This window comes from Sphingomonas bacterium (genome assembly GCF_903644055.1).
Classification (GTDB): domain Bacteria; phylum Pseudomonadota; class Alphaproteobacteria; order Sphingomonadales; family Sphingomonadaceae; genus Sphingomonas_I.
Window position 1 is genome coordinate 1 of record NZ_CAHJXD010000274.1, and the last position, 11,266, is coordinate 11,266.

Sequence of the window (11,266 nt, forward strand, 5' to 3'; positions counted from 1 at the left end):
GGTGCCGTATCGGTCGGCTTTTCCGGGATGATGGCGGCGGCGCCGAAGATCGCGGGCCTGCCCTTGAACATCCCCATCATCATCACGCTGTGCCTGCGACGCGCGGCGGCGGGCAGATCGTGCGGCAGCCGATCCAGCAGCAGGCGCATGGCCGGCGCCGCCGCGGCGGCCAGCGGCCGGGGGCTCGTCGTCGAGCGTATGAACAGGCTTTCGCCATCTCGCGTAATGACGAACAGGTTCATCACGTTGGTCCACTGCGTCGCCGCCCACTGCGTATCGAGGCGGCCGTAGAGATGCTCGACCGCCGCATTCCAACGCGTATTGTCCGGCAACCATCGATCGACCGAGTCGGTGTCTCGCGACAGAACGCCCGACACGGCACTCCGCTCGTTCGCCGCGGCATTGGCATTCAGATTGTCGACGAACGAGGCGATCACCATCGCGAACAGCAGGAAGGTCAGAATGAAGGCTCCGCCTACCATCCCGATGATGAGGCCGCTGCCCGCCGGGCGCGGCTTTGCGAATCTTCCCTTCAATATCGTCGCCTCTCTGATGGGGCGACGCCTATTCGATGATGGTTAACAGCTCGTTTGCCGGTCAAAATCATCGTCGGTCAAATTGGGCATTGCGTCTTCGGGCAAACAGGCAAACATCGCGGGCTCGCTGCTTCAAAGGTGAAGGGGGACCATGGCTTCTGCTCCTCCGGGTCGATCGACGGGCAGCGACAGGACCGCCGCGATGCGATGGTCGCCGATGAGGCGATGCCCGGTCGCCCCGCTTCGCCGCGCGTCCGCAACGGTTCACGGGCTGCTGCTGCTCGCGCTCGCAGGATGCGTCGCGAACCCGGATGCGCGCGTGCGCATAGCGTTCGATACGCACGGCATCACCGCAGTCCGCGCACGCGGCATCGCCGACCGCGCGACGATGCGGCGGGTGACGGCGGACGATCCGGTGCGTGTCGCGTCGATCTCGAAGCTCGCCACGGCGATCGTGGTGATGCGCCTTGTCGAGGCACACAGGCTCGATCTCGATGCGGACGTCGGCGCGACACTCGGCTATCCGTTCCGAAACCCCGGCTTCCCCGATGTGCCGATCACGCTGCGCTTGCTGCTGTCGCACCGGTCGTCGCTCGCCGACGGAATCGATTATACGCTGCGGCTCGATCAGACCATAAGGTCGGTTATCGCCGACCCGCGGGTTTGGGATACGGCGCACCCTCCGGCGGGCTTCTGGCGCTATTCCAATCTCAATTTCGCAATCGTGGCGGCGGTTATGGAAGCCGCGACCGGTGAGCGTTTCGATCGTTTGATGGCCGACATATTGTTCCAGCCGCTCGGGCTTGACGCCTGTTTCAACTGGTCGACCTGCTCGGACGATGCGATCAAGCGCGCCGTGGTGCTGACCAATCACGACGGCACGATCCGCAAGGACGATCTGCACGGTCGCCGTCCCGAATGCCTGGTCGTGCCCGCGGCCGACGGATCATGCGACCTGACCGTCTGGAGGCCCGGTCGGAACGGTGCGCTCTTCTCGCCGCAAGGCGGCATGCGGATCTCGATGCGGGATCTGGCCACGATGGGGCGGCTGCTCCTCAACCAGGGCGAGGTCGACGGCGTGCGGCTGCTCACGCCGGCTTCGGTCGCGCTGCTGGAGAGGCCTGTCTGGATTCTCGATGGCGGCAATGGCGACGGCTCCGGCGGGTTCTACTGCCGCTACGGACTTGCTACCCAGACGGTTCCGACCTCGGCGGCGGGTTGCCGTGACGATGTGTTCGGCGACGGCCGAGTGCGTGTCGGACATGCCGGCGATGCCTATGGCCTCCGCTCCGGCCTATGGATCGATCCCGCGACAGGCACCGGCGTCGCCTATTTTGCGACCGCGGTCGATCCCGAGCGTCAGCCGGGACGGCGTTCGGCCTACACCCGTCCCGAGGAGCGGCTCGCCGGCGAGCGACCTCATACAGGCTCCATATCCAGGTCCCGATCGGCGAGTGGCGGAAAGCTTCGGTGACACCCCCGGCACTCGAGGTTTCGGGCCTTCGCCACGGGTTCGGCGATCACATGCTGTTCGATGATTTCGCGCTGTCGCAGAAGCCCGGCGAGCATCTGTTGCTGATCGGCGCGTCGGGCTGCGGGAAGACGACTCTCGTAAACCTGATCGCCGGCCTCCTGACACCCCGGAGCGGCACGATCCGGATCGGTGGGGAGCCGATGTCCGCCCGGCCCGCAGCGGTGCGCGACGGGCTGCGGCGGCGCCGCCTCGGCATCGTTCACCAGACGTTGCGGCTGGTCTCCGCGCTTACCGTGCGGGGCAACCTGCGGCTGGCGCAGCGGCTCGCCGGCGGGAAGGCCGACGACAGGGCGATCGACATATTGCTGTCCGAACTCGGTATCGGGCACCGCGCCGATGCCCGCCCGCGTCAGCTCAGCCAGGGCGAAGCGCAGCGCGCCGCGATCGCGCGCGCATTGATCGGCCGCCCCACGCTGCTCATCGCCGACGAACCGACATCGGCGCTCGACGATCGCAACGCCGAGCGCGTGGCGCGGCGGCTGCTCGCCGCGGCCTCCGACCATGGCTCGACCCTGCTCGTCGCGACCCATGACCGGCGGCTCGAGGCGTTCATCCCCAACCGCGTCGTGCTGCCCGATCGGGCGCGGCCGGGGGAGCCCGCGCCATGATCGCCCTTGCGCTCGCCTATCTGCGCGATCGATGGCTCGCGACCATGCTCAACGTCCTGCTGCTCGCGCTCGCGGTGGCGACGCTGGTGCTGCTGCTCGACGTTTCGACCCAGGCGGCGGATCGGTTCGAAGCGGATGCGCGCGGCATCGATCTCGTCGTCGGCGCCAAAGGATCGCCGTTGCAGCTCGTGCTCTCGGCCGTCTACCAGATCGATGCGCCGACGGGGAACATCCCGCTGGCGAGCATCGATCTGCTGCGCCGCGATCCTTCGGTCGCCATGGTCGTGCCGCTGGCGATGGGGGACGGTTTCCGGGGCTTCCGGATCGTCGGCACCGATCCCGGCTATCTGCCGTTCCGTGGCGCGCGGCTGGCGTCCGGCCGGATTTTCCGGGCCTCGGGCGATGCGGTGGTCGGCGCCGAGGCGGCACGGCGATCGGGGCTGACGATCGGCCGGCGCTTCATCGGCAGCCACGGCCTGGAGCATGAGGGCGGTCCGGCGCACGCGCAGCATCCGTTCACGGTGACCGGGATCCTCACACCCACCGGATCGGTGGCCGATCGCATGATCCTGGTGTCGGTCGAAACCGTGTGGGACGTCCACGGTATCGCCCATCCCGGCCCCGGCGCGGCGGACGCGACGACGATCCCGCCGGAAGTCACGGCGCTGCTGGTCCGCTACCGTTCGGCGTTCGGCGCGCTGCGCGTGCCGCTGATGATCAATCGCCAGACCAACATGCAGGCGGCCTCGCCGGCGATCGAGATCGCGCGGTTGTTCTCGCTGCTCGGCGTCGGCGTCGCGGCGATCCGGGCGTTCGCCTGGCTGCTGGCGATCACCGGCGGCCTCTCGATCTTCGTCGCGCTGACCGCGGCGGCGAGCGCGCGCGAGGCGGACCTGACGCTGCTGCGGCTGATCGGCGCGCGCCGGCGCATGATCGTCGGCGCGATCCTCGCGGAAGGGCTGATCGTCGCGGCGTGCGGCGTGGCGACCGGTGAGCTGATCGGGCATGGCGTCCTGGCGCTCGCCACGGCGACCGTCCCGACGCTCGCCGATACCGGGATCGATCCCTGGCGCCTCGATCCCGGCGAATTGCTGATCGCGGCGCTCGTGCTCGCGATCGGCGGGCTGGCGGCCTTGATCCCGGCGGCGCGGGTCGTTCATGGGGATCTGGCGCGCGTGCTGGCGCGGACGGCATAGGAGACGGCGATGGTCATGCGGATCGGCGATACGCTGCGGCGGGCCATGCTTCTCCTCGCGGTGGCCGCGTCGGGCGCGGTGGCGCAGACCGCCGGCATGCCGGGCGTCAAGGACATCTGGCAGCCGGCCCCGACGCCGGCCGGCGGACTATCCTGGGCGCTGCTGGAATCGACGCGCGTGATCGACCGGCGGGACGCGCATGCGATGGTCTTTTCGCGACCCGGCTTCCCGGCGACGGTGGCGGCGCTCGCCGGCCGCCGCGTCATCGTCGCGGGCTATATGATGCCGCTCGATCCCACGGCCGGGCAAAAGCATTTCGTGCTGCTCGGCTACCCGCCGGGCTGCCCCTACCACCTCCATGCGATGCCCAACCAGTTCGTCGAGGTCTATGCGGCCAGGCCGATCCCGCTCGACGAGACCAATCGCACCGTCATTGCCGGCACGCTCCGGCTCACCGGACAGGACGAAAGCGGCATCTTCTATCGGCTGGACGATGCACGGCGAGGATAGACACGCCTTGCGTTAGCTGAAAGATTTGACAGACTGAACGGCAGACGCCGCATCAGCGACGCAGGACCACACGCCGCAGCGACGACGGGAGAGCGATCGAACCAACAGGAGCCTTGCGATGCCTTTCACGCCACGTCGACCTATGTTCGCAACCGCGTTCGTGCTCACCGCCTCGCTGGTTGCCGTGGCGCCCGGGCGGGCCGGGCCCGGTCCAGTGCCGACGCCCGCGCAGCGCGCGATCCACCAGCGGCTGATCACGCTCGACACGCATCTCGATACCCCCGCCAACTTCGCACGACCCGGCTGGCTGTTCGGCGATCGCCACAGCCTCGATAGCGATTTCAGCCAGGTCGACATGCCGCGCATGGCCGACGGCGGGCTCGATGGGGGCTTCTTCGCGATCTACACCCCACAAGGTCCGCGTACGCCCGAGGCCACGCGCGCCGCGCGCGATTTCGCGCTGATGCGGGCGACGGAAATTCGCGAAACGGTCTCTCGCTATCCGGACAAGATGGAGCTGGCATTCACGGCGGACGACGCGGCGCGCATCGCCGCCGCCGGCAAGATCATCGTCTACCAGAGCATGGAGAACGGCTATCCGCTGTCGGGCGATCTGACGCTGATGGAAACCTTCTACAAGCTCGGCGTGCGCTTGATGGGGCCGGTGCATTTCCGAAACAACGATCTCGGCGACAGTGCGTCCGATCCGGCGGGGCCGGAATGGCACGGCCTCAGCCCGCTCGGCAAGCGGTTCATCGCCGAAGCCAACCGGCTGGGGATCGTCGTCGACGCGAGCCATGCATCGGAGGACGTGCTCGACCAGGCGATCGCCTTGTCCGCGACGCCGGTATTGCTGTCGCATTCGGGGTGCAGGGCGGTGTTCGATCATCCGCGCAACGTCGACGACGCGCATCTGCGCAAGCTCGCCGCGAGCGGGGGCGTCATCCAGATCAACAGCTATGCCGATTATCTGGGGCCGATCCCGCCCAACGCCGATCGCGATGCGGCGCTGAAGTCGCTGGTCACGCGCATGGGCATCCGCCGCGACCTGACGCCGGCGGCGATCGCCACGATGGTGAAGGAACGCAACGCGATCCTGGCACGCTATCCCGGCAGCCGGCTCGATTTCGATGCGTTCTTCAAGCACCTGCTGCACGCGCTGAAGGTCGTCGGCCCCGATCATGTCGGCATCGGGCTCGATTGGGACGGCGGCGGCGGGGTCGACGGCCTCGCGGACGTCTCGGCGATCCCCAAGATCACCGCGGCATTGCTAGCGGCGGGATATACCGAAGCCGATGTCGCCAAGATCTGGAGCGGCAACGTGCTGCGCGTGGTTCGCGCGACGCAGGCCTATGCGATCGCCAAGGCCGACGCGAAATAGCCGCCTGGCGCGCCTCGCCCGACAGGACGAGGCGCACAGGAGCCGACCGACGGTGCCGTCAGATCCCGACCGAGAAGGTCACCTGGAACGTCCGCGGCTGCTGCGGCCGGAAGAAACCGTCTCCCGTGGTGGACGCCGAGATGAACGAGAGCGCGTGCGCGTTGAAGACATTGTCGAGATTGGCGCGCACCCGCACGTTCTTGAGCGGCCCGACGGTGAAGCCGTCGCCGATATCGACATAGGCCGAAAAAATGGTGAAGCCCGGCACGTCCGATCCCGGATCGTTGCGCAGCGTCGACCAGCGGCGGCTGGTGTATTTTCCGCTGAGGTTCGCGACGAGCCAGCTCGCCGGTTCCACCGTCAAGCCGCCCGACACCACCCATTTCGCGCTGTCGGGCAGATATTTGCCGCGCGTCGCGATCAGCGTCGTGCCGGCGGTGAAATCGTCCTGGAACTTGGCGTTGTTGTAGGTGGCGTTGAGGTTGGCATAGGCCAGCCCGCGCAGGAAGCGCGGCTTGTAGGTGCCGGTGAATTCGGCACCATAAGCGCGGACACGACCGACATTCTGGTAGAAGGTCTCGAGCACCGTCGAGCCCGCGAGCGGAGCGCTGTTGGAGGCGATGCGGTTGGCGAACCGGGTATAGTAGAGCGCCAGCGATCCATAGAATTCCTGCTGGTTGGTACGGATGCCGATCTCGAGGTTCTTCGAGCGCTCGGGCTTGGGCGCGGGCACCAGCGCCGGGCTGCCGCTGAGGGCTACCGAGAAGATGTCGTCCATCCCCTTGGGCAGCGCCAGATTCTCGGCATAGGACAGGAACGCCTGTGTGCGCCGATCGAATTTGTAGAGAAGACCTGCCATCGGCAGGAAGAGATCCTGGTAATGCGCGCTGTTGGTCTTGGGACCATAGCCCGCGACCGGAACGCCGCCGACGACGCGGTAATAATCGGCATAGTCGCGATAGCCGGACTGGCGGTAATCGAGCGCCAGTCCCTTGATGCCGACGTCTAGGATCAGCTTGTCGGGAATGATCTGCGCGCTATCCTTGAGGAATAGCTGGGTCGTATCGTGCTTTGAACGATAGTCGCGGCGCAGGAACACCAGCGAACTGAAATCCGGTGGGCTGGCCGGCGAGCCGTCGGTGGTATTGTACCGCGCCTGGGTGCGATGATATTTGTCCACCTCGGCCCAGATGCCCGCCGTCAGCGTCTGCGCACCCACCTGCCAGTGCAGCGTGTTGACTATGCCGTAGCGGTCGCCGCCGACACCCGAGCGGCCATATTGCGTGCCGCGGGGCGCGTTGACCGGCAGCCCCACCGCCCGCTCGGCCAGGTAGCGGGCGTTGCTGTTGGAATAGCTGTCGGCCGATACGCCCGAGCCGGCCTTGTGCTCCCAATAAGGCACGACCTCGTCCCAGACGTTGTCCGCGATGCCGAGATGGAGCGTGCCGCCATAGAGCCGGTCGTTGCGGATGTTGATGGCCAGCCCGTAATAGTTGATCAGGCCGTCGTTCGAATATGGCAGGCCCGCCACCACCTGCGGATATTTCTGGAGCAGCGCCGGCAGATCGCCGGCATAGCCATAGGCGCTGCCGCAACGCCCCACGGCATCGAACGTCGAGGCGACCGCCGGCGTGCAGTTCGCCTGCGCGCGCGACAGGGTCGGGGAATCATAGTCCTTGAAATCGTTCGACACGAACTTCAGCCGCGCCCAGCTATCGCCACCGAGATCGGCATGGAGCATCGCTTCCCAATGCTCGCGATCGACGGTGCCGGTGCCGCGCCACAGGTTGCTCTTCAGCTTGGTGCGGCTGACGAAGGCGCGGATCGGGCCGATGTCGCCCGTGCTCACGCGCACGAACGTCCGCCGCAGGTGATAATCGCCAAAGGTCTGCGACGCGAAGATGCCGAGCTCGTGTTGCGGCAGGATCGAATCATATTCGACGACCGGGCCGAGCGACGAATAACTCGGCAGGCTGACGTCGCCGGCCCCGACCGAGGCGCGAACCGATCCGAGATTCTCATTGTCGACATAGCGAAACACCGGGCTGCCGCCGAACACGTCGCTGCGCCCGGTCGGGATGCCATCGACGACGAAACCGATCTGATCGAGGTTGAAGGCGCGGGTCTGCACGCTGTTGCCGAACTCGTAGAGCCCGAGCGCGCCATCGGTCTGGACGTTGAAGCCGGGCAGCGCCTCGAGCATCTTCAGGCCGGAAATGCCCGATGGCGCCGACAGCAGCGCTTCGCGCGTGACCGCGACCGTGTTGGTGATCCGATCCTCGCCGATCGCCTGCTGCGCCTGCGAGACACGGCGGCCGCTGACGACGATCTCGTCGCTCCTGGCAGGTTCGCCGGCTGCCGTCTGCGCGGCGGCAGGCGCGGCGCAGAGCACCGACACCATAGCGATCGCGGAGATCGAAAACGCGCGCGACGGAATCGCGGACTTGCGGAATGTCATGTATCAGCCTCCCTCGGCCCACAAGGGACCCCTGTTTGGCTTTCAGGCCCTCCCGACGGTATCGCCGGAAAGCTCCTCCCCTCGCTTTCGACGATCGCCACGGACGCTTCGTCACGGAGCAATAAAGCCGACACGCGTGACGGTCGCAAGCATTAAGGATCGATTACGATTTAGAATTTTTGAGCGCAGGACAGCTAGCTACAGGGTTTCAGAAAGCTTGTACTCGGCCGGATCATTCTCGATCGCCTTCCCGCCCTCGTACGGCCTAGATGTGGATCGGCTTGCCCCTCACGGCCATCGCCGCTTCCTTGAACGCCTCGGCATGCGTCGGGTGCGCGTGGCAGGTGTAGGCGATGTCCTCGCTGGTGGCGCCGAACTCCATCGCCTGCGCCGCCTGGGCGATCATCACGCCGGCGGGCACGGCGATCATCCAGACGCCGAGCACCTTGTCGCTCGTGGCATCGGCGATCACCTTCACGAAGCCGTCGGGCTCGTGGTTGGTCTTGGCGCGGCTGTTGGCCATCATCGGGAACTTGCCGACCTTGATATCGCCACCCGCTTCTTTGGCGCGCTCCCTGGCCTGCTCCTCGGTGAGGCCGACGCCCGCGATTTCCGGCGCCGTGTAGACCACGCTGGGGATGACGTCATGGTTCACGATGCCGGTGAGCCCCGCGATATTCTCGGCGACCGCGATGCCCTCGTCCTCGGCCTTGTGCGCCAGCATCGGGCCGGGCACGACGTCGCCGATCGCCCAGATGCCCGGCACCAAGGTGCGGAACTCGTGGTCGATCTCGACCTGGCCGCGTCCATTGACGGCGAGCCCCGCCTTGTCGAGCGCCAGCCCCTCGGTGTTCGCGCGCCGCCCGATCGCGACGAGCACGACATCGGCCGCGATCGTCTCGGGCGCGCCGCCGGCGGCGGGCTCGACCGTCAGCGTCACGCCCGCGCCGTCGCGGGTCGCGCCGGTGACCTTGGTCGATAGCTTGAAGGTGAAGCCCTGCCTCTTGAAGATCTTGTTGGCTTCCTTGCGGACCTCGCCGTCCATCCCCGGCAGGATCTGGTCGAGAAATTCGACGACCGTCACCTTGGCGCCGAGGCGCTTCCATACCGATCCCAGCTCCAGCCCGATCACGCCGCCGCCGATCACCACCATATGGCCGGGCACCTTGGGCAATTCGAGCGCCGAGGTTGAATCGACGATCGCCTCATCGTCCACCGTCACGCCCGGCAGCGGCATGACCGACGAGCCGGTGGCGATGACGATATTCCTGGCGCGGACGCTGCGATCGCCGACCTTGACCATATCCTTGCCCTCGAAGCTGGCGCGGCCCTTGAGCCATTCGACCTTGTTCTTCTTGAACAGATATTCGATGCCGCCGGTGAGCTGCTTCACCGCATCGAGCCGCTGGCCGTGCATCGCATCGAGATCGAGGCTCATGCTATCGATCTTGACGCCCAGCCTGGCGAGCGCGCCCGATTGCGCCTCCTCGAACAGCTCGGACGCATGCAGCAACGCCTTGGAGGGGATGCAGCCGACGTTGAGGCAGGTGCCGCCCAGCGTCTCGCGCGCCTCGGCGCAGGCGACCTTGAGCCCAAGCTGCGCCGCGCGGATCGCCGCGACATAGCCGCCCGGGCCGGCACCGATCACCAGAACGTCGAAATCATAGTCAGCCATTGTTTTGCCTTTCGATTGGCAGTCGTCGCCGCCGCGTCGCCTGCGCACCGATCACGAACAAATTGCCCGTAACGTCATCTTCCTGCGCGAGCGCGAGAAGCCGATCGGCAATCTGATCGGGATCCGTACCCGCCGCCCTGATGTAGATCACCGCCGGGGGGCTTCCAGCATTGCGGCCATAGATCAGATCGGTGAAGTCACGATCGTCGGCAGCAGCCTCGCTCAGTATCGCTTCGTCCGCGGCAAGCGGCGCGAACATCGCTACCCTGCGGACATCATGCCCCGCGCTGCTCAATGCCCGCGCGATCGTGGTTCCTACATTCACGTCCAGCAGGAATCTCAAGCAGCCCGTGCCTGGGCACTTGCAACGAAGCTCTCTTCATCGAGCATGTCGGCCGCAAAGGCGATCGCCGCGCGCATATGCTCGCCCGTCAGTCCGGGATATTCCAGGCCGATCCTCTCCGCGTCCCAGCCGGCGGCCATCAGCTTGAGCAGAAAATCGACCTTGAAACGCGTCCCTCGGAAGATCGGCTTGCCGCCGCCGATCTCGGGATCGGAATAGATGTGGTTACGCCAGTCCATTCGCCATTCCTAAAGATCGATCAGCAGCCGGGTCGGATCCTCGATCGCATTCTTGAGCGCGACGAGGAAGGTCACCGCCTCGCGGCCGTCGATCAGGCGGTGATCGTAGCTGAGCGCGAGGTACATCATCGGACGCGCGACGATCTGACCGTCCTTCACCACGGGCCGCTCCTCGATGCGGTGCAGCCCGAGCACCCCCGCCTGCGGCGGATTGATGATCGGGGTCGACATCAGCGAACCGAACACGCCGCCGTTGGAGATGGTGAAGGTGCCGCCCTTCATCTCCTCCATCTTGAGCGTGCCGTCCTTGGCGCGCTTGCCGAAATCGCCGATCGTCTTCTCGATTTCGGCGACCGACAGGCTCTGCGCGTCGCGGATCACCGGCACGACGAGGCCGTTGGGCGCGGACACCGCGACCGAGATGTCGGCATAATCGCGATAGACGATCTCGTCGCCCTCGATCGAGGCGTTGACCGAGGGCACGTCGCGCAGCGCCATGCACGCCGCCTTCACGAAGAAGCCCATGAAGCCGAGGCGGACGCCATGCTTCTTCTCGAACAGATCCTTGTATCGGGTCCGCGCATCCATCACCGCGGTCATGTCGACGTCGTTGAACGTCGTGAGCATCGCGGCGGTGTTCTGCGCTTCCTTGAGGCGGCGCGCGACCGTCTGGCGGAGGCGCGACATGCGGACGCGCTCTTCCTTCCGCGCGCCGGTCGCGGCGGGCGGAGACGCGCCGGCCGAGACCTGCGGCGGTTCCGGAGCGGCCGGCGGCGCGGGCGCCTT

At 66.6% G+C, this 11,266-nt stretch carries 11 protein-coding genes; 5 read left to right on the plus strand and 6 right to left on the minus strand.

The window, feature by feature from the left end; all coding sequences use genetic code 11:
• The coding region (locus HUU94_RS11835) for a hypothetical protein (protein ID WP_174275273.1) at nucleotides 1–536 on the minus strand (536 nt) is incomplete at its 3' end.
• Nucleotides 537–855: 319 nt separating this feature from the next.
• On the opposite strand from HUU94_RS11835, the gene HUU94_RS11840 reads away from it, so the two are divergent.
• The 5 genes from HUU94_RS11840 to HUU94_RS11860 all read left to right on the plus strand — a co-directional run bounded on the left by HUU94_RS11840 (nucleotide 856) and on the right by HUU94_RS11860 (nucleotide 5,765).
• The gene (locus HUU94_RS11840) at nucleotides 856–2,010 is read left to right on the plus strand and encodes a serine hydrolase domain-containing protein (protein WP_254602173.1); all 1,155 of its coding nucleotides are present in this window, start codon (nucleotides 856–858) and stop codon (nucleotides 2,008–2,010) included.
• Nucleotides 2,007–2,678: an ABC transporter ATP-binding protein gene (locus HUU94_RS11845; protein ID WP_254602174.1), complete on the plus strand. Its 672-nt coding sequence runs from the start codon at nucleotides 2,007–2,009 to the stop codon at nucleotides 2,676–2,678. The genes HUU94_RS11840 and HUU94_RS11845 overlap by 4 nt, the downstream gene beginning before the upstream one ends.
• Nucleotides 2,675–3,874: an ABC transporter permease gene (locus tag HUU94_RS11850; protein ID WP_174275275.1), complete on the plus strand. Its 1,200-nt coding sequence runs from the start codon at nucleotides 2,675–2,677 to the stop codon at nucleotides 3,872–3,874. The genes HUU94_RS11845 and HUU94_RS11850 overlap by 4 nt, the downstream gene beginning before the upstream one ends.
• Before the next feature lie 9 nt (nucleotides 3,875–3,883).
• Nucleotides 3,884–4,384 (plus strand): DUF3299 domain-containing protein, encoded by a 501-nt coding sequence (locus HUU94_RS11855; RefSeq protein ID WP_254602175.1) that lies wholly within the window; start codon nucleotides 3,884–3,886, stop codon nucleotides 4,382–4,384.
• A 118-nt stretch (nucleotides 4,385–4,502) separates the two neighbouring features.
• Entirely contained in the window at nucleotides 4,503–5,765 is a 1,263-nt protein-coding gene (locus HUU94_RS11860; protein WP_217429619.1) for a dipeptidase, read from the plus strand.
• A gap of 58 nt (nucleotides 5,766–5,823) precedes the next feature.
• On the opposite strand, the gene HUU94_RS11865 is transcribed toward HUU94_RS11860, so the two are convergent.
• From HUU94_RS11865 to odhB, 5 genes are all read right to left on the minus strand, one after another.
• Nucleotides 5,824–8,223, minus strand: coding sequence for a TonB-dependent receptor (locus tag HUU94_RS11865; RefSeq protein WP_438827124.1), 2,400 nt, complete (start codon nucleotides 8,221–8,223; stop codon nucleotides 5,824–5,826).
• Between the two features lie 265 nt (nucleotides 8,224–8,488).
• Complete coding sequence (gene lpdA, locus HUU94_RS11870) at nucleotides 8,489–9,898, minus strand: dihydrolipoyl dehydrogenase (RefSeq protein ID WP_174275276.1); 1,410 nt, start codon at nucleotides 9,896–9,898, stop codon at nucleotides 8,489–8,491.
• Nucleotides 9,891–10,241 (minus strand): DUF5615 family PIN-like protein, encoded by a 351-nt coding sequence (locus HUU94_RS11875; RefSeq protein WP_302480202.1) that lies wholly within the window; start codon nucleotides 10,239–10,241, stop codon nucleotides 9,891–9,893. The genes lpdA and HUU94_RS11875 overlap by 8 nt, the downstream gene beginning before the upstream one ends.
• Nucleotides 10,238–10,480, minus strand: coding sequence for a DUF433 domain-containing protein (locus HUU94_RS11880; RefSeq protein ID WP_174275278.1), 243 nt, complete (start codon nucleotides 10,478–10,480; stop codon nucleotides 10,238–10,240). The genes HUU94_RS11875 and HUU94_RS11880 overlap by 4 nt, the downstream gene beginning before the upstream one ends.
• Before the next feature lie 9 nt (nucleotides 10,481–10,489).
• A partial coding sequence (odhB, locus tag HUU94_RS11885) for a 2-oxoglutarate dehydrogenase complex dihydrolipoyllysine-residue succinyltransferase (protein WP_174275279.1) occupies nucleotides 10,490–11,266 on the minus strand: 777 nt, incomplete at its 5' end.